The sequence below is a fragment of the Novipirellula galeiformis genome (assembly GCF_007860095.1).
GTDB lineage: Bacteria > Planctomycetota > Planctomycetia > Pirellulales > Pirellulaceae > Novipirellula > Novipirellula galeiformis.
In genome coordinates, this window is the sequence record NZ_SJPT01000001.1 from 322,258 (window position 1) to 340,052 (window position 17,795).

Consider the following 17,795-nt stretch of genomic DNA (forward strand, 5'->3'; position numbering starts at 1 on the left):
GTTCGATTACCGAGACAGGCGGGCAAGCCTATCCCGTCGGTATCATAAGCCGATACAATGCGTTTTGTTTAGCCACAGCCCCCTCGAATTATGCACAATGCCTGAAGAAATTGACTTGCGTAGTGACACGTTGACCAAGCCGACGCCCGCGATGCGGCGGGCGATGGCGGAGGCCGAAGTGGGCGATGCGGTTATCGATATCGACCCCACCGTCGAGCGGCTAGAGCATTTAACCGCAGAAATCCTTGGCAAAGAAGCGGCCGTCTTCATGCCCAGCGGCTCGATGGCCAACCAAGTCGCGGTGCGGGGGCATTGTGAGCGTGGCAGCGAGTTTATTTGTGAGCAAGATTGCCACATTTATCAGTATGAACAGGGGGCGTTTGCCTCGCTGTCGGGTTTGGTGGCGAAAACAATCCCAGGTCAGGGCGGGGGGCTGACCGTCGATCAGTTGCGTGGCCAAGTCCGCGCCAACACCGATCACTTCGTTCGTACCCGTTTGCTGTGCCTGGAAAATACTCATAACCGGGGCGGCGGGCGAATTTTGCCTCAAACGGAGGTTGTCCAGTCGTGCCAGTGGGCGAAGTCCCAAGGCTTGGCGACCCACCTCGATGGAGCTCGGCTGTGGAACGCCGCGGTTGCCACGGGATCCAGCGAAGCCGAGCTTGCCGCCCCGTTTGATTCGGTCAGCGTTTGTTTTAGCAAGGGACTCGGGGCTCCCGTCGGCTCGGCCCTAGTCGGCAGTCGTGAATTTATCGAACAAGCACGTCGCACGCGAAAGCTGTTTGGTGGAGGGATGCGACAAGCCGGCATCATCGCCGCGGGAGCCTTGTACGCGATCGAAAACCACCGCCATCGATTGTCCGAGGATCACGAACTCGCCAAGCGGCTCGGGGAAGCGTTTCAGTCGTACGATGGTTTTTCGATTCGTGGTGATTCCATCGAAACCAATATTGTGGCGGTGGAGATCGCGCCGCGTCGTGGTACGGCCCAGCAATGGGTGACCACGTTAGGTGATCATGGCGTGCGTTGTTTTCCGATCAGCGATCAAGCGATTCGATTCGTCACCCATCTCGATGTTCACTCGGGGCATATCGATCAAGTGCGCGACATCATGGATCGTTTGGTTAGCGCGAACGGATGAGTGATGTCTATCCTAAGCGGTCGACCTTTGTATGGGTTGCAGGGGCGATCTTTGTCTTCGCCTGCGTTCTGCGGATCCCAGCGTCGGGGGAGAGTTATTGGGTCGATGAATTGCACACGGCGTGGGCTGTGAATGATGCGTTCGTTGACGTGGCACCACGCGCCGCGTTGGGCCATCAACAATCGCTCTATTTTCAAGGGCTGTGGTGTTGGAAACAGCTCGTTGGCGGTGGCGAGCTCGCGATGCGGCTTAGCAGTGTGTTGGCGGTGGCGTTGGCGTGCAGTTTGATTTTTGTTGCGGTCGCCAAATTTCACCGATCGCTTGTCGGTGGCGCTGCCGCCGGGTTGGTGATGGCGGTCGAGGCGAGTTCGATCTTTTTTGGCACGGAGCTGCGCCCGTATGCCGTGGTGCTCCTCGCATCGGTGATCGCGTGCGGGGTCACTTCGCAATTGTGGACCATGTCCCCCCGCGATGGTCGCCGCTCGGTGGCATGGTTGGGGTTGGTCGCTTCGATTGGAGTATCGGGGGTGTGCCAGATCACTTCGCTCGGAGTGTTGGGGTGGTTGGTGGTAGCACTTGGCGTGCGATGGGCTTGTGTCGATTGGCGAGCGACGCTGCGATGGTCGAGATGGGACATCCCCGTGCCAATCGTGTTGCTATGGGTCACGTTGTCGATGGCTTCGAGTGGCGGGATGGAAGTTTGGAACGAGCGAAAGATGTGGGCGAGTTTTGCCTCGGCGACGTCGCTCAAGCAGGTCTGGCAAATTTGGCCATGGGCGTACCTCGTTGGGGCACCTGTGCTGCTGTGGTTGGCCGTGGGGTTGTGGAGGCGGATGAGCGGCGAGGCGTGGATGGGCGTTAGGACAGAGGACACTAGGAAACAGGGCGTTGTTTCGTTGCGATTGGCATTTTTGGCGATTGCGGTGGTCAGTGTCGTAGGCTTTTGGTGTTTGGCGTACGGGGAATTCGCTGCCCTTTGGCACCGCCGCTATCTGATTGCGTCGTTACCGTTTTTGGTCTGGTTTTTTGGTGCGACGATCGGCGAGGCGGAAAGTCGATGGCACGCAAAACGCAGGGGCTCGAATCGTGGAACGCGACTTCACCGTTTGATCGGAGTGGCGGTGGTTGTGATGCTGATTGGGCTGTTGATGCAAGGGCAGGGGACTGCGAAGCGATTCGTCCGAGGCGAGTGGATGGTCCAGCGTGGTGAGGATTGGCGTGGTGCAATCGCGTGGGTCAATGGCGCGGCGGCCCCGGATGCCCTGGTCTTGCTCGACCCTGGGTTAATCGAGCAAGGAAAGCTTGATGGAAAGCTCGAGGATCAGCAGCGACGTGCGAAGCGGGGCGAGTATCTGAGATACGTCGTCGATGGTCCGTATGCGATTCGAGATGATTTGGTCGTCGAAATCGCTGGCCGCCAAGCGTGGCAGCCGATGCGGAATGAGGGGCCCGACGTGATCTTGACGCGGCGGCCGGCGCGGTCACTGAGGCGGTTGCTGGAGTTGACGTCCAGCGCGGAGTCGTTCCGCGTTCGTTCCTTTCGTGGCGTTTCCGCCGCGATCCGATTGCGCGGCGACGTTTCGTTTTCCAGTAAATCCTCACCCGAAGCGTGAGTTTTGAAGAGGCGTAATGCTAGCGGTTCCCGTCCGACGGCCCAGCCATTTGCCTAGCCTACCCAGCGGGCTAGCTAAACGACCGGGGTTTTGCTTCTAAATACAAAAGTGCAACCTCAAAGTCTACGCGTCAGGCGATGAAAGAGGCGAAACTTCAAAATCGGATCGCCTGTGGCTTGGCGCTTAGACGGAAATGGGAGAAAGGTAAGACGGGGGAGTGAGGAGGAGAGGATTCGCGGTGTCTTTCAGGTTAGAATCGACGGTGGTTTGCGGTCAAACCTTGATGATTGCCTTGCCTCGTTGCCTCGACGGTATAATAAATCCATGTGGAAACAATCTCTTGCATCCGTCTTTGTGCTCCTTTTCGGTTCCGTTGCCACGTTTTCCGCGGCGGAAGAGATCGATGCGGCAGCGCGTGGATATCGCTGGTTGACTGAGAACGCGTTTTTGTCAAGCGATTTTAGCCAGCGCGTTGTCGACGAGGTTTGGCGCAGTTGGCCGGAGCCGTTGCGCAGCGAAGCGGAACAGGCAACGCCTGAGCAGCGACGTGCAATGACCTTCGCCCGCTATGGGTTGACCACGCGGCCCGGTGACGACTCGGGGAAACCGTTGCAGTATGTTGTTTCCGATGACGGTCAATGGACGATGAATTGTTTTTCATGTCACGGCGGCAATGTCTACGGCACTCCGACGCCGGGGGCGCCGAACAACCGGTTCGCGTTACAGACGATGACTGAAGAGCTTCGCCGAACCAAGTTGCGGCTCTTCGAACCGTTGTCACGAATGGATGTGGGGTCGCTTGTCGTTCCGCTGGGGACGACCCATGGTACGACCAATGCGGTTGTGTTCGGGATGGGGTTGATGCTTCATCGAGACGAACAACTCAATCTCGTTAACCGAGCTCCAGTCCAATTCATGCACCACGACTTGGATGCTCCGCCGTGGTGGCATTTCTACAAACGGCCTTATCTTTACATCGACGGATTTGCCCAGAAGGGGCATCGTGGTTTGATGCAGTTTATGCTCGTTCCTGAAAATGGGCCCGAGTTTTTCCATCAACATGAAGATGAATTTCGCGATATCTACGCTTACCTCTCCTCGCTGCGGCCGCCGAAGTACGAGGGCCAGATTGACGAGAAGTTGGTCGGAGTCGGCAAGGGCATTTTTGACCACAATTGTGCCGAATGTCATGGTACCTATGGAGTCGATTCGGAGTATCCCAACCGGCGAATTGCACTGCAGGATATCGGCACCGATCCAGTGCGTGCCAACGCGCTTCCGGCGATCGGTCGAAGCTTCTATGCACGCAGTTGGTTTGCTCATGCGGGGGAAGCCGACGAGCAGCAAACGATTGTTGATCTTGACGGTTACGTCGCACCGCCGCTGGACGGCGTGTGGGCCAGCGCTCCGTATTTCCATAACGGTAGCGTGCCGACGTTATGGCACGTGTTGCATCCCAGTGAGCGGCCCACCGTTTGGCGTCCGGTGAGTGAACAGATGGATGAGCAACGGGTTGGGTTGTCGATCGAAGTGGTCGAGAAAGTGCCGTTATCGGAGCCCGACGTCGCGATTCGTCGCAGCTACTTCGATACCCGTCGCTTTAGTAAAAGCAATGCCGGGCACGACTATCCCAACGTCTTGAGCGAAGCCGAGAAGACCGCGGTACTCGAGTATCTCAAAACGCTCTAAGCACCCAGGCATTTTGAAAAATAATGTGGGGTTCCAGCCGTAGCTGCGTTCGCAAGAACGCGGTTCACCGTCGGGCGACGGTAGCTACATCAAAATGAAGCGTACTCTAAGAGCGACGGAAAGCTTTGCTTGTGCATTCACGAGCTCTGCTTAGCTAAGTAGTGCTGAGCGACGTTTTGAAAATCGCGGAGTTGATCGTCGATCCATGTTTGGTCGCGGTTGAGCTCCGCCGCCATATGCCGGGCGACTTCGGCAGCGATCTCCAGCGACGCAGGGGCGTTCAAAAACAACGAACGTGATCGTCGAGCGAGCACATCTTCGACGGTGCGGGCCATTTCATGGCGAACCGCCCACACGACGTCTGAACCACGAAGGGTCAGCTCAGGATGGAGCGGTTGTTTGAGTTCCGGCGATTGTTGCTCGAGTGCTTCGATCGCCGCGAGGTCTGATCCGTAATACGATCGTGGCGACGAGGGTAGCTTGGATGGGTCGACAAAGCCGTGTAGGTGCATCGTTTGGGTGCTGCATGGACTCGCATTCAAGTTCGCTTTTTTGACGACGCGGTCGACGCAGTCCTCGGCCATCTTGCGCACCGTGGTCCATTTACCCCCGGTGATCGTCACCAAGCCCGAGTCGGAGATGCGGATGGTGTGGTCGCGTGAAAGAGATGCCGTTCGCGCCGATTTGTCGCCTTTGACCAACGGGCGGATCCCGGTGAAGACGCTTTGGACATCCTCGATTGTGGGAGGATCGGTCAGATATTCTGCGGTCGTGTCCAGCAGGAATTGGATCTCGCCTGGCAGAGGCGTCGGCTCGAGCGTCGCGGTTTCGATGGGCGTGTCGGTCGTTCCGATCACCGTGTGCTCGTGCCAGGGAATGATAAACAGCACGCGTCCATCGGATGTCTTGGGGACGATCAAGGCGATATCAGCGGGGAAGAAGCGGCGGGGCAAAACGATGTGAACCCCTTGGCTAGCCGCCAGCATCTTTTCGCCGTGTGCATCGTCAAGTTCACGGACGCTATCACAAAACGGGCCGGCCGCATTGACGACGCACTTCGCCGGAATCGTCCAGGTTTGGTTCGTTTCGTGGTCGATGGCCGTGACCCCGTTGATGTTCCCCGTCAGATCTTTGGTCATGGCGTTGACGGCGGCGTAGTTGATCAAGCAGGCGCCGTGCTGGGTTGCCGTCGTAGCCATGTTGATCAATAACCGCGTGTCATCGAATTGGCCGTCGTGGTAAATCACACCGCCCCGAGATACGCTCGGTTTGAGCACCGGGATTTTCGCTAATGTTTCTTTCAGTGACACCCCGTGGGAGCGGCCAAAGTTGTTCCCGGCGGCAAGGAAATCATAGAGTTTTAATCCGACGCCATAGAAGAATCGTTCCCAGCGATTTTTACAGGGAATCAAGAAGGGCATGTCATGAACGAGGTGCGGTGCATTGGCACGCAGTAAACTCCGCTCGCGCAGCGCATCACGCACCAAGGTGATGTTGCCTTGTTCGAGATACCGCACACCGCCATGGACGAGTTTCGTGCTGCGGCTGGAGGTTCCTTTACCAAAATCGGATTGCTCCAACAGCAACACATCCAAGCCGCGTGTGGCTGCATCCATTGCAATTCCGATCCCGGTAGCTCCTCCGCCGACGACGAGAATGTCCCAAGGCGTTTTTCGCGTTTGCAAGCGTTCAATGGAATCGTCGCGGTTCATTGCTGGAGGATTCATGATTTTTGCTCCCAGGATCGTGCGCGCTCGAGTGCATCGGACCAGCGGCTACGACGTTGTTTTGCTTCCTCGGGTGACATGCTTGGCGTGAAGATGCGGTCGGTTTGCCAGACGTTGGAAATGTCATCAAGGTCTTTCCAAAACCCGCTGGCGAGTCCCGCCAAGTAAGCCGCGCCGAGTGCCGTCGTCTCGAGCACCTTGGGGCGGACGACAGGGATTTGCATAATGTCGGCTTGGAATTGCATCAGCAGGTTGTTGGCCGCCGCGCCGCCATCAACTCGCAATTCTGCGATCTTCGTCCCCGCGTCCTCTTGCATCGCATCGAGCACATCGGCGACTTGAAACGCAATCCCTTCCAGAGCGGCTCGTGCGATATGAGCTCGGGTGGTTCCGCGGGTCAGGCCTACGATTGTGCCGCGTGCGTACGCGTCCCAGTGCGGGGCACCGAGCCCGGCGAACGCGGGGACCAAGTACACGCCATCGGAATCGGTCACGCTCGCTGCGAGCGGTTCCACTTCGGAAGAGGATTGGATAATCCCTAGTCCGTCTCGCAGCCATTGAACGATCGCACCGGCGATGAAGATGCTGCCCTCCAAGGCGTATTGATGCGTGGCGTCAGCGGTACAGGCGACGGTGGTAAGCAGTTTGCATTTGGAGGCCCACGGCTTTTCTCCAATATTCATTAGCATGAAACATCCCGTGCCGTAGGTGTTCTTGGCCATGCCGACTTGGGTACAGTTTTGTCCAAACAAGGCGGATTGTTGATCGCCCGCCGCGCCACCAAGGGGGATCGCACCGCCGAATAATTCAGCTTCCGTTTCGCCATACAAATGGCTTGACGGCAATACCTTGGGAAGCACGCTGCGGGGAATGTCGAGTAATGCTAAGAGCTCGTCGTCCCACTGGTGTTTGGCAATATCGAACAGCATCGTTCGCGAAGCATTACTGACGTCGGTGGCATGAATGCGACCGCCGGTCAGTTTCCAAAACAGCCAGCTATCGATGGTGCCGAAGGCAAGTTCGCCTCGCTCGGCACGTTCACGCGCTCCGTCGACATTGTCGAGTAACCAGCGGAGTTTGGTCGCACAGAAGTAGGCGTCGATCAGTAAGCCGGTTTTTTTCGCAATCATCTCGAGGTGTCCCGCTTCACGAAGCGAGTCACAGTATTCCGCCGTCCGCCGGTCTTGCCATACGATGGCGTTGTGAACCGGCGCCCCGGTAGCTCGATCCCAAAGCACGGTGGTTTCGCGTTGATTGGTGATCCCGATCGCGGCGATTTCACTGGGCTCGAGCTTGCACTGCTCAAGCACCTCGCGTCCAACGTGGAGTTGCGATTCCCAGATTTCATTGGCGTCGTGTTCAACCCAGCCTGATTTCGGGTAGTGCTGAGTGAACTCGCGCTGGGCGACTCCCAGAATAATGCCAGAGTGATCAAAGGCGATCGCGCGAGAGCTGGTGGTCCCTTGGTCGAAGGCTAAGACGGCTTTCATGATGTGGGGCTGCTATGGGGAAGGAGTCCGGTTCGCGTTCAAGCAATGAGTTTGATGCCACCATCATCGTATCGTGTTTGGAAGGCCGCGGGGGAGACAGGGAGACAGGGAGACAGGGAGACAGGGAGACAGGGAGACAGGGAGACAGGGAGACAAGGAGACAAGGAGACAAGGAGACAAGGAGTGGGCATCTTGTTTGCTTGTCTCCCTGGTTCACTCGCCATGCAGGAGGGGGCGTTGGAGCGGTACGGCGTCGCCTTCCGCCGCAGCCGTCTCAAACCGCAATCGCAGCGTTTGCCAATGCCGCTGGGAAAGATAAGCAGCTGCGGGAGAGATAAGCCGCCTTTTGGGTAGAGAAGCGGCGCCTGAAAAGTGCGGCGGCAAAGAACGCCGCGTTGATCAGCGGCGCAAGGGGAGGAAGCCCTTGGAGCGGTGGTTCGCGAGACGACCGCGCTCCAGCGAGGGTCTCTCGCTCACACTGGCGTTTCGGGCGGCGAAATCAACCGTCTGCGAATGTTGTTACGAATACAACTGAATCGCTTTGATGATGTCATCCAATTCGTTAGGAACGGCGATCGCTCGGTTCGCATGGCTGGCTTTGGTCACTCCACGGCTGCCGAGTGTCTTGTTGAAGACTTCTTGGTCGGTGGTATGGTAGGCCACCGTCGCGGTGGGGTCTTTCAACTCGTGGCCAGTCAAGATGCAGACGACGCGGTCACTGGGGGCGATCACCCCTTCGCGGCGGAGCAGTCTTGCTCCTGCGACACTGGCGGCCGATGCGGGTTCGCAACCGAACCCTCCGGCGCCTACCTTGGCTTTGGCATCCAAGATCTCTTGGTCGCTGACTTGACGCACCACCCCATCCATGACATCGAGGGCACGCAGGCATTTTTTCAAGTTCACGGGGCGATTGATTTCAATCGCGCTGGCGATCGTGTCGGCCTTCTTACCTTCGCGGTCCATCAAATCGTTGTAGTCACGAATGGGGTCCATGTTGACGTGGCCGCCGTTCCAACGGACTCCGCGGCGTTCGAACAATTCGTACAAGGTGTCGGCGCCCGACGCGTTGATCACCGCCAAGCGTGGCATACGGTCGATCAAACCAAGGGCTTTCAGTTCGCTAAAGGCTTTGCCAAACGCACTGCTGTTGCCAAGGTTGCCGCCGGGGACGACGATCCAATCGGGCACTTCCCAGCGAAGCGCTTCGAGGACGCGAAACATGATCGTTTTTTGGCCTTCGAGCCGGAATGGGTTGACGCTGTTGACTAGGTAGATGCCTAGTTCTTGCGAGATCTGCTTGACGCGGATCATCGCATCGTCAAAGTCGCCAGCGATTTGGACGGTCAATGCTCCATAATCGAGCGCCTGGCTCAGTTTGCCGTACGAGATCTTGCCGCTGCCGATAAAGATCACCGCCTTCATCAAGCGAGTGGCGCTGCAGTACAGCGCTAGCGACGCGCTGGTGTTTCCTGTGCTCGCACACGCGGCGCGTTTGGCCCCCATCATCGCCGCATGCGTCACCGCGGCGCACATCCCGTTGTCTTTAAAGCTTCCCGAGGGGTTCATGCCTTCGTATTGCAGGTGTAGCCGACCGTGGTTCATGCCCACGTAGTCACCAACCGCATCGGTTTGCTGCAGCAAGGTTTGCCCTTCGCCGACGGTGACGATCTTGTCTTGGGGGACAAATGGCAACAGTTCGTGAAACCGCCACACGCCGCTGAAGCGGACCGGGTTGGTGCGTTGGCTCCACATCGCTTCAAACTCGTTCAGCTTTTTCGGCAGCGTGGCGCGATCCCATTCGTACTCGATATCCAGCAGATCGCCACACTTGTCACAGGACGTGCGGACGCTATTCGCCTCGTACGTTGCCCCGCACGTGGGGTTGATGCAGCGTTGAAAGGCGAGATCCGTTTGCGGGACGCTGGTTGAATTGGCGGTCTGCAACATGACGGTGGCAAAATGAGTGGTTAGGTGGATAAAACGGTGGATTGGTGGCTGGGTCAGCCTGCCCGAACCGGTGTCCGATATGGAAAGTAGATCGGCATAGTTCGCTTGCCGCTAGATTCACTAATCACCAAGAAGTGAAAATATGCGGAAGATCACGATTGCGGAACCCGATCGCTCTGGGCAAACTCTGCTGCTAATTCTACTGTGAAAGGCTTCTGAATCCGACCGCTGATTGATCTGAAAACATGGACGAAACCGATCGAGCCCTCTCCACGTCGTCGCCGATGAGCGTTCCGAAGAACCGAGTATGGGTGTTTTTGGGGCTAGCCCTCACCGGTGCCATCGCCGATTTGTGGAGCAAGCAAGCCATTTTCGCCTGGCGAGGCCTGCCCGGTCAAAAGGACATTTGGTGGGTGGTTGAGGGCTACTTTGGGATCGAAACCGCCGTCAATCTGGGGGCCGTTTTCGGCATCGGACAGGGCCAAGGGCTCATCTTTGCCGGCTTGTCGATCGTCGCTGGCGTGGGAATTTTAGCCTGGTTGTTCTGGTTTCGTGCCGCTTATTCGATGTGGCTAACTGTCGCACTTGGACTGATCGGCGGCGGGATCATTGGCAATCTCTACGACCGTTTAGGGATGTGGTGGCAACCTGGGTACCCCGAAGCATGGAAAAGTGGCGTGCGCGACTGGGTTTTGTGGCAAGCTAGCAATCAGTGGCGTTGGCCCAATTTCAATATCGCCGATTCGCTGTTGGTGGTCGGAGCGTGCATGTTGATGTATCAATCCTTTTTTCCAGAGCAGGTCGGTTTCCCGATCCCAGAAGCCAAACCCGATGAAGCGGGCGAGTCAAGCTCGCAAAGCGAATAACCCCTCCCAGATTACAAGAGTCAACACCATGGCGAGCAAACCAGCCGATTGGCAATCGATGCACGAAGGTCGGCTTTCGGCGATGATCGAAGTCGTACAGGCGGCCGGACAACACACGTTGAAGTACTTCGGGGCCAGCGGGTTGGTCGTGGATGCGAAAACCGACGACTCGCCTGTTACCGTGGCCGACCGCGAAGCCGAGCAATTGGTTCGCAAAATGCTCGGCGAGCGGTTTCCCGACGACACCGTCCAAGGCGAAGAGTTTGCGGAGAAAACCGGGACCAGTTCCTATCGCTGGGTCGTGGATCCGATTGATGGCACGAAGTCGTTTGTTTGTGGTGTGCCGCTCTATTCGACGCTATTGGCTGTGGAGTGTGACGGAGTCGTGGTGGGCGGGGCGATCTTCATTCCTGCCTTGGGCGAGTTGATCGTTGCCGCAGTAGGGCAGGGCAGTTGGCACCGAAAAACCGCCGATTCCGCTTGGGCCCAGGCCTCGGTGTCTGGCAAAACCGAGCTTTCCACAGCGGTGTTTGTGACCAGCGAGGTGGGCTCGTTCGCCAAACGGGGCAATGCTAACGCCTACGCACGACTCGAGGGCGATGCTTGGGTGACGCGAAGTTGGGGTGATGGGTACGGTTATTTGCTCGTCGCCACCGGGCGTGCCGACCTGATGGTCGATCCCATGTGCAACGCCTGGGACGTCGCCGCGATCATGCCGATTGTCGAAGAGGCGGGGGGGAAATTCACCGATTGGAAGGGCGAGCCGACCGTCCGCGGCGGCGATGGCATCGGAACCAACGGCCATTTGCATGCCGCTGTCTTGGAACGGCTGTTCGACTAGATCTAGATAGATCTAGACCTGGGGTGCAGGTCTGTTCGACGAGCGTTGCCTCGATGTCCAATACTTGCGGGGAAAGCCCACTCCCCGCGGGGACACCGCCCAGCCCAGCCCAGCCCGCACTGCAACTGCAACTGCAACTGCAACTGCAACGGTTCGGCGGTTCGGCGGTTCGGCGGTTCGGCGGTTCGGCGGTTCGGCGGTTCGGCGGGCGAAACGTCGCTCGGATATCGCAGTTATTCCGACCTGTGACGAGATTCCGATCTTTGACGTGGGGGGATCGCGTTTTCGAGGTCGAACCTGGGTTTGCCGGTTCAGGGGCACGCTAGGCTGGCCGAATTAATCTCCGGTGGGCCGCAGTTCTAAACGCTCGATCGTGCGTCCGGCGCCCCGAATGTTGCGTTTAGGGGGCTCGAATATCGGGCATTTGCACGTTTTTGCTCGGCTTGTTCGGCGTTGTGCATTTACAAAACCCGCCGTTCTCACGTAAACTGCCGTGCTTCGCTCGGGACCGGTGTGTCCTGACTTCTGGCGTGCATCTTCGTAATCCCCCTAATTTCCTGTGTTTGAATCTCTTTCTGATGGTCTGCAATCGGCTTTCAAGAGCTTGGCTGGTAAAGGCAAGCTCACCGAAAGCAATATGCGCGATGGGCTCGAGATCGTCCAAAAGTCGATGCTCGAGGCCGATGTTAGCTATTCGGTTGTCCAGGACTTCATGGGGCAAGTGTCCGAAAAGGCACTTGGCAAGCGGGTCTTACTGAGTCTTCGTCCCAACGAAGAATTGGTCCGGATTGTTCACGACGAGTTGATTTCGATCCTCGGTCCGGTCGATTCCTCGCTGCATCTCAAGAGCGAAGGCCCCACGATCATCATGCTCTGCGGTTTGCAGGGAAGTGGGAAGACGACGACTTGCGGCAAGCTTTCGCAGTTGCTCAAAGAACAAGACATCAAGCCGATGTTGGTCGCGGCGGATCTCCAGCGGCCTGCGGCAATCGAGCAATTGCATGTGATTGGCCGCCAGTTAGACATTCCGGTCTACAGCGAAGCGGACAACAAGGATCCCGTCAAGGTTTGTCAGAACGGGGTGGCCAAGGCGAAAGCCGAAGGGGCACGCGTCGTCATCTTGGACACCGCGGGGCGTTTGGCAATCGACGACGAGTTGATGGCCGAGTTAGCGAAGATCGACAAAAAGGTCGGTCCCGACCAAGTTTATCTCGTCGTGGACGGGATGACCGGACAGGATGCGGTCAACAGCGCCGGGGCGTTCAATGACGCCCTCGAATTGGACGGCGTGATCATGACCAAGCTCGACGGGGACGCACGCGGCGGTGCGTTGTTGTCGGTCAAGCATGTCACCGGAGTGCCGATCAAGTTCATCGGGACGGGAGAGCACTTCGATGCTCTGGAGCCGTTTCGACCCGAAGGGATGGCCAGTCGCATTCTGCAGATGGGCGATATCGTCGCTGCGGCACGCGAAGCTCACCGGATTGTCGATGAAAGCGAACGTGAGGAACTCGAGGCCAAGATGGCTTCGGGTGAGTTCACGCTCGATGATTTCAAAAACATGATGGAGAAAGTCGCCAAGCCCGGATTGATGGGCAAAATGATGGGCTTGATGCCTGGCATGGGCCAGTTCAAGGACATGATGGATAGCGACGAGGCCGCTGGCGGTATCCGTCAAACCATCGGCGCGATCAACAGCATGACGATGGCGGAACGTCGCAATCCGAAGCTGATCGACGCGCATCGACGAACGCGGATCGCCAAGGGGGCCGGGGTGCAATCGCCCGTGATCACCCAATTGGTCAAGCAGTTCGAGATGATGAAGCCGCTGATGCAGGGCATGATGGGCCAAGGTGCTGGCGGACGCATGAAGATGATGCAGCAGATGCAAAGTAGCGGCATGCTGAACAATCCCGGCATGGGCGGCATGAAAGTGAAGAAGGGGACCGGCGAACGGTTGTCGGCGGCGGAGAAAAAGAAACGCAAAAAAGAACGCGACCGAATGTTGCGAAAAATGAAACGCAAAGGCTAGTCGTTTGGGGGCAATCGGTTTGGCGATGGTCAAATTCGAAGTCTTAGCTGAGACAACCCGCATCGCAGCAAGCTGGCTATCAAGTCCCAGCAGTAACCATTCAGATGAAGTAAAGAGATGCCAGTCTGTTCTGGCACCGACCCGACGCGGGGATTGTTTTCCCGCCTCAGGCAGTCTGACTAGAAGTGAATCCCTCGTTTAATAGAAAAGCGATTAATGGCAGTAAGAATTCGAATGAAGAAGATGGGCCGGACTCACCGCCCGTTTTATCGTGTTTGTGTAATGGATCAACGCAGCCCACGTGACGGTCGTGTGATCGAAGAAGTTGGCCACTACGACCCGATGTGCCCCGAGACCGACGCGAGGGTGACACTGAAGTCAGAGCGAATCGATCATTGGCTTAGCGTTGGAGCTCAGCCGAGCGAAGGCGTTGCCACTTTCATCAAAAAGTATGGCACCAACGGTAGCCATCTTGAGAAGCAGGAAGCGGCTCGCGCTCGACTCGGCACGCGTAAGAATTACACGCCTGCTCCCGAAGCGCCCAAGCCAGCTAAGAAGAAGGAAGAGCCGGTTGCCGAAGCGGCTCCTGCGGCTGAGGCTCCTGCGGCTGAAGAATCCGCCAGCGAGTAAGAGAGGTCCTGCGCCATGCGACTGGACATCGTCACCCTGTTCCCCGCGATTTTTGATGGTTACCTAACTCAGAGTCTGCTCGACAAAGCGATTCAGCGTGAATTGGTTCAAATCCACCGGCATAACCTCCGGGATTGGGCCCAGGACGCGCCTCACCGCAAAGTCGATGATCGTCCTTTCGGGGGCGGTCCTGGGATGCTGATTCAGGTGGAGCCGACGGTGACGTGTGTCGACAGCGTCGAAGCGATGGATCCCAAGCCGGCTCGGCGAATCATGCTGACGCCACAAGGGAAGCGTTTCGATCAACGGATGGCGGAAGATTTTGCGACAAGTGAGCGTCTCGTCATGCTCTGTGGTCGCTACGAAGGATTTGACCAACGCGTGGTTGATATTTTGCAACCCGAAGAGGTTAGCGTGGGTGATTTTGTCTTGAATGGAGGCGAGGTCGCCGCAATGGTAATCGTTGACGCAGTGGTCCGGCTCCTGCCTGGCGTGCTCGGTGACGAGAACAGCAGCATTGATGATTCGTTCAGCCGAGGGAATCGGTTGCTCGAGTTTCCTCAATACACAAGACCAAGAGAGTTCCGCGACCACGCGGTCCCAGACGTTCTGTTGAGCGGTGACCACAAGGCGATTGCCGAGTGGCGGGATCGGCAAAGCCTCGATCGAACTCAAAAACGGCGTAGCGATTTGCTGCGACCGGATAATGAAAACAACTAAATCATTTAATAAGAGAGCAAGATAAATGAATCAAGCATCCATCATGGAGTTGGTCGAAAAGACCTCTCTAAGAGAGAATCCGCCACAATTCGAAATCGGCGATACCGTTGACGTTCACTTGAAGATTCTTGAAGGTGCTAAAGAACGCATTCAAGTATTCAGTGGCGTTGTGATCGCTCGCAGTGGCTGCGGAGCCAAAGAAATGTTCATGGTTCGCCGCATCGTCGCAGGCCAAGGTGTGGAGCGTAAGTTCCCCGTCCACAGCCCACGAATCGAAAAAGTGGAAGTCAAGCGAAGTGGCGTGGTTCGCCGAGCGAAGCTTTACTTCCTTCGCGATCGCGTTGGTAAGGCCGTTCGCTTGAAAGAGCGTCGCCGCAGCTAAACGTTGCATGGGCTTCGGGCCTGTGAGCAATGAGAGGTTGGCGTCCCGCGTGCCATCGGCATCAAGTCTGCCTCCCACTCGCGAATTTTAAACTTACGAAGCGATCGAACGTCTAGAATGACGTTCGATCGCTTTGTTCGTTTACGCAGGGCACTTTCCGATGCGCGTATTCCTTGACCGTTTGCGTAATCGTTATGTCGATTGGCGTTATGGGCGGATCGACATGTCCGCAGCGGTGGGCAAGCGTGGTGAGCAAGCAGCGGCGAGGCTGTTGCGGCAAAAGCGGCTCGTCGTGGTCGCCGAAAGTGAGTCGGATCGAGCTGGTGAGATCGACCTGATTGCCGTGGACCCCCGATCGCGAGTGATCATCTTTGTGGAGGTCAAAACCCATTCAACGACCAAGCCGGGGCACCCCGCCGATCGTGTTGACCTGGTCAAGCAAGGCCGAATCACACGGGCGGCGCTGCGGTATTTAAAACGCCAGCATTTGCTCGAATCGCGTTGCCGGTTCGATGTGATCGCCGTTTGGTGGCCCGTCGGGTTCGCAGCACCCGAAAGGATCGAGCATTACGAGGCCGCCTTCGAAGCTGTCGGCGATTTCCAACTGTTTTAAGCAGCTTGGCTGGCGTTCTAGCAGTGGCGTGGATCTCGGTCGGCGTCACAGGCCGTATCTCCGCGAGGGGGGACCTAGGGCGGTCAAACGTTGCTCAGGGTATACTCGGTGGATGCCTCGGGCGACGAACGTGATCGCTCGCGTGGTATCAAGTCGCGCACCGATGGAATTTTGAAAAGCAAGATGACGACCGAGACTTTAACCGACAACGATGTCGATGCGATTGATCGGCTTTGCCAAACCGCTCGACAATTGCGAGCCGAGTTGGCTCGCGTGATCGTGGGGCAACAGGAAACGATAGAGCAGTTGATCGTTTGTCTTTTCGCACGGCGGCACGCGTTGTTGATGGGAGTTCCGGGGCTGGCGAAAACGTTGCTGGTCAGCAAATTGGCCGAGACGATGTCGCTCGACTTCAGCCGCATCCAATTCACGCCCGACTTGATGCCAATGGACATCACCGGTACCGATATTCTGCAGGAATCGGACCAAGGCCGCCGCGAGTTTCAGTTCGTCAAAGGACCGCTGTTTGCGAACATCGTGTTGGCTGATGAGATCAACCGGGCGCCACCCAAAACGCAAGCTGCGATGCTCGAGGCGATGCAGGAACATCGCGTCACGGTACTTGGAAAGCACTTTCCGCTGGACGAGCCTTTTATGGTGTTGGCGACTCAGAATCCGGTTGAGCAAGAGGGGACGTATCCGTTGCCTGAGGCGCAGTTGGATCGTTTTATGTCGTTGATCGAGTTGGATTATCCCTCCGAAGCGGAGGAGATTCAAATTGCCAAGACGACGACGGGGGACGAGTTGCCCCAGTTAAAACATTTGCTGACCGCCGAAGATATTCTCAGCTACCAGCATTTGGTTCGGCGTGTTCCGGTCCCCGATCACCTTTACACGTATGCCGCTCGATTGGTGCGCCGAACTCGGCCCGACGGTGATACCTCGCCCGATTGGTTGCGTCCCTTGGTGTCGTGGGGCGCAGGTCCCCGTGCGGTCCAGAATTTGATTCTCGGAGCAAAGAGTCGGGCGGCACTACAGGGCAGTTATATGGTGCGTTTGGAAGACATCCAACATGTCGCGCCGACGGTGCTAACGCATCGCATCATCACCACGTTCGCCGCCCAAAGTGAACGTGTCACGGCAAAGACGATCGTCAAGCGATTGGTCGAGGAAACGGCGGTATGAGTTCGCCGATGCCAACGCGTGATTTTCTTGACCCCGACGTGCTGGCACGGTTGCGGGGGTTGCCGCTGTTCGCACGCAAGGTGATGTTGGGGAGTGTGTCGGGGCGTCACCGCAGTCCTCATCGCGGCTCGAGTGTCGAATTCGCGGAGTACCGCAAGTATGTTGCTGGCGACGATCTGCGGCGACTCGATTGGCGCGCGTACGGACGTACCGATCGTTTTTTCGTCAAAGAGTTCGAAGCGGATACCAATCTGCGCATGGTGATGGTCGTCGATACCAGTGGTTCGATGGGATTTGGTAGCACCGGTTTATCAAAACTCGACTATGCGAAACGGATGGCCGCGACGCTTTCCTATCTGGCGATGGAACAGGGGGATGCGGTCGGTTTGGCGTGTGTTGCTCATCGCGTGCTCAATCAGTTGCCCGCGCGACGCAACCCGGCTCATCTCTCGAGTCTGTTTGATTGCTTGGCGAATGCCCGGGCCGAAGGTGAAACGGAATTGATCGCTGTGCTGCACGAATTGGCGGAGACCGTTGCCCCGCATGCACTGGTGATCTTGTTTTCGGATTTGTTTGTACAGCCGGAATTGTTGCAGCCCTGTTTCGAGCATTTGCGATTTCGCAAACATGACGTTTCTGTGTTTCATTTGCTTGATCCAGAGGAGATTGCGTTCGATTTTGAACGTCCCACTCGATTTGTAGACATGGAAAATGAAAACACGGTTTTTGCTGAGCCGAGTGAGATCGCCGATGCCTATCAAGCTGCGTTTCGTGAGTATTTGGAACAGACACGGCAATTGATGCTGCGTGCGGCGGTGGATTATCACCGCGTGGGGTTGGATCAGTCGTATGAGCAAGTGTTGAGCGACTTTTTGGTCGGTCGGACGCAAGGTCGAAGGGGCGGGTAGGGTGTTAGACC

At 57.1% G+C, this 17,795-nt stretch carries 15 protein-coding genes; 12 read left to right on the forward strand and 3 right to left on the reverse strand.

Features of this window, described 5'->3' with window-relative positions:
* Window positions 1–97: 97 nt before the first annotated feature.
* From Pla52o_RS01085 to Pla52o_RS01095, 3 genes are all read left to right on the forward strand, one after another.
* Window positions 98–1,141 (forward strand): threonine aldolase family protein, encoded by a 1,044-nt coding sequence (locus Pla52o_RS01085; protein ID WP_146592742.1) that lies wholly within the window; start codon window positions 98–100, stop codon window positions 1,139–1,141.
* Window positions 1,138–2,754: a hypothetical protein gene (locus Pla52o_RS01090; RefSeq protein WP_146592743.1), complete on the forward strand. Its 1,617-nt coding sequence runs from the start codon at window positions 1,138–1,140 to the stop codon at window positions 2,752–2,754. The genes Pla52o_RS01085 and Pla52o_RS01090 overlap by 4 nt, the downstream gene beginning before the upstream one ends.
* Window positions 2,755–3,078: 324 nt before the next feature.
* On the forward strand, window positions 3,079–4,443 hold the full coding sequence (locus Pla52o_RS01095; RefSeq protein WP_146592744.1) for a c-type cytochrome: 1,365 nt from the start codon (window positions 3,079–3,081) through the stop codon (window positions 4,441–4,443).
* 137 nt (window positions 4,444–4,580) lie between these two features.
* Here Pla52o_RS01095 and Pla52o_RS01100 read toward each other — a convergent pair whose 3' ends face one another.
* From Pla52o_RS01100 to thrC, 3 genes are all read right to left on the reverse strand, one after another.
* A complete protein-coding gene (locus tag Pla52o_RS01100) occupies window positions 4,581–6,155 on the reverse strand; it encodes a glycerol-3-phosphate dehydrogenase/oxidase (protein WP_146593483.1) in 1,575 nt (524 codons plus the stop codon).
* 11 nt (window positions 6,156–6,166) lie between these two features.
* On the reverse strand, window positions 6,167–7,660 hold the full coding sequence (glpK, locus tag Pla52o_RS01105; protein WP_146592745.1) for a glycerol kinase GlpK: 1,494 nt from the start codon (window positions 7,658–7,660) through the stop codon (window positions 6,167–6,169).
* 519 nt (window positions 7,661–8,179) lie between these two features.
* Window positions 8,180–9,607: a threonine synthase gene (thrC, locus tag Pla52o_RS01110; protein WP_146592746.1), complete on the reverse strand. Its 1,428-nt coding sequence runs from the start codon at window positions 9,605–9,607 to the stop codon at window positions 8,180–8,182.
* 245 nt (window positions 9,608–9,852) lie between these two features.
* Here thrC and Pla52o_RS01115 point away from each other — a divergent pair, with 245 nt between their 5' ends.
* From Pla52o_RS01115 to Pla52o_RS01155, 9 genes are all read left to right on the forward strand, one after another.
* Window positions 9,853–10,473: a signal peptidase II gene (locus Pla52o_RS01115; protein WP_146592747.1), complete on the forward strand. Its 621-nt coding sequence runs from the start codon at window positions 9,853–9,855 to the stop codon at window positions 10,471–10,473.
* Between the two features lie 28 nt (window positions 10,474–10,501).
* Window positions 10,502–11,314 (forward strand): histidinol-phosphatase, encoded by an 813-nt coding sequence (gene hisN / locus Pla52o_RS01120; RefSeq protein ID WP_146592748.1) that lies wholly within the window; start codon window positions 10,502–10,504, stop codon window positions 11,312–11,314.
* 559 nt (window positions 11,315–11,873) lie between these two features.
* Window positions 11,874–13,346, forward strand: coding sequence for a signal recognition particle protein (ffh, locus tag Pla52o_RS01125; protein WP_146592749.1), 1,473 nt, complete (start codon window positions 11,874–11,876; stop codon window positions 13,344–13,346).
* Window positions 13,347–13,562: 216 nt separating this feature from the next.
* Window positions 13,563–13,976 (forward strand): 30S ribosomal protein S16, encoded by a 414-nt coding sequence (gene rpsP / locus Pla52o_RS01130; protein ID WP_146592750.1) that lies wholly within the window; start codon window positions 13,563–13,565, stop codon window positions 13,974–13,976.
* Between the two features lie 15 nt (window positions 13,977–13,991).
* A complete protein-coding gene (trmD, locus tag Pla52o_RS01135) occupies window positions 13,992–14,696 on the forward strand; it encodes a tRNA (guanosine(37)-N1)-methyltransferase TrmD (protein ID WP_146592751.1) in 705 nt (234 codons plus the stop codon).
* Between the two features lie 25 nt (window positions 14,697–14,721).
* Window positions 14,722–15,078 (forward strand): 50S ribosomal protein L19, encoded by a 357-nt coding sequence (gene rplS / locus Pla52o_RS01140; RefSeq protein WP_146592752.1) that lies wholly within the window; start codon window positions 14,722–14,724, stop codon window positions 15,076–15,078.
* 160 nt (window positions 15,079–15,238) lie between these two features.
* Window positions 15,239–15,691 (forward strand): YraN family protein, encoded by a 453-nt coding sequence (locus Pla52o_RS01145; RefSeq protein ID WP_146592753.1) that lies wholly within the window; start codon window positions 15,239–15,241, stop codon window positions 15,689–15,691.
* Window positions 15,692–15,874: 183 nt separating this feature from the next.
* On the forward strand, window positions 15,875–16,876 hold the full coding sequence (locus Pla52o_RS01150; RefSeq protein WP_146593484.1) for an AAA family ATPase: 1,002 nt from the start codon (window positions 15,875–15,877) through the stop codon (window positions 16,874–16,876).
* On the forward strand, window positions 16,873–17,784 hold the full coding sequence (locus Pla52o_RS01155) for a DUF58 domain-containing protein (RefSeq protein WP_146592754.1): 912 nt from the start codon (window positions 16,873–16,875) through the stop codon (window positions 17,782–17,784). Before Pla52o_RS01150 ends, Pla52o_RS01155 begins: the two co-directional genes overlap by 4 nt.
* Window positions 17,785–17,795: the final 11 nt, after the last annotated feature.